Source organism: Shewanella sp. 11B5, assembly GCF_002836795.1.
Lineage (GTDB): Bacteria > Pseudomonadota > Gammaproteobacteria > Enterobacterales > Shewanellaceae > Shewanella > Shewanella frigidimarina.
On sequence record NZ_PJAP01000197.1, the window covers coordinates 1 to 1,060 of the forward strand.

Here is a 1,060-nt window from a genome sequence, read left to right on the forward strand (position 1 = left end):
TGAACGTCGACAAGAGCTGTTACGTCAACGTGTTAGCCTGCTTGAAGAAGAAATTACCTCGCTAATGAATATTGCCACTCATAATGAGAAAATATTTAAATTTAATACCGAATTGTCGTTTAAAATGCTTGCGAGCCAAGATTTAGGTGAGCTGCGTTTAGTGTTGTCAGAAGGATTAAAAAACGAGTTTGGTTTTAGTCATGTCAGGTTAATTACTGTGCACGATATTGACAGCGAATTAGCTAAAATTTGGCGTCATCGCGTCCAAAGTGGTTATTATTTTGGTCGGTTAACTCAATCAGAATCTAAGCGTTTGTTTGGTAGTGAAGTTGGCTCTGTGGCGTTAACTAAATTATCTGATGAAAATGGCCAAGTGATATTTGCTATAGCCAGTAATGACCCAACGCATTTCCACCCCGATATGGACTCATTGTTATTCAGCCAATTGCGTCGTTTATTAGACCATATGTTGCCGAAAATGTAATCGTTAAGCTATGTGTTTTAAATGAGCATTTTTCAACGATGAAATAGACTTAAATGGCGACGGCCTGAGTCGTTACAATCTGGGAGTACCTTGATGAAGCCAACAGACTGGCAGACGATATTTAGCAGACATTTGTCTTCAGAAAGACAGCACTCAGCCTATACCGTGCGTAACTACATGTTTGAATTACGTCGTGTCGAAGACATGTTAGCTGAATCAACTCAACTGATTGAAGTTAGCCGTGATCAGCTGCAATCAATAATGGCAACATTACACCGTAAAGGGTTGAGTCCTCGATCATTATCTTTGTGTTTGTCTGCCTTAAAACAGTTTTTTGATTTTTTGCTGCGCGAAGGTGCTGTTACGGTAAACCCGGCACAGACGTTAAGTGCACCTAAACAAAATAAACCCTTACCGAAAAATATGGATGTGGATGCTGTCAGCCATTTATTGTCCATAGAGGGCGATGATCCTTTGAGCTTGCGTGATAAAGCCATTATGGAACTATTTTATTCAAGTGGTTTACGTTTAGCTGAGTTAGCCAGCTTAGATTGCGTTGACATTAAGTTTGATCAA

Annotated in this window: 2 protein-coding genes; both read left to right on the top strand. The window is 39.7% G+C overall.

The window, feature by feature from the left end; genetic code table 11:
• Window positions 1–484: DUF484 family protein (locus tag CXF78_RS01600; protein ID WP_102035775.1), on the top strand; the 484-nt coding region annotated here is incomplete at its 5' end.
• 93 nt (window positions 485–577) lie between these two features.
• Window positions 578–1,060, top strand: a 483-nt coding sequence (locus CXF78_RS01605; RefSeq protein ID WP_180957023.1) for a site-specific integrase, incomplete at its 3' end; no start/stop codon positions are given.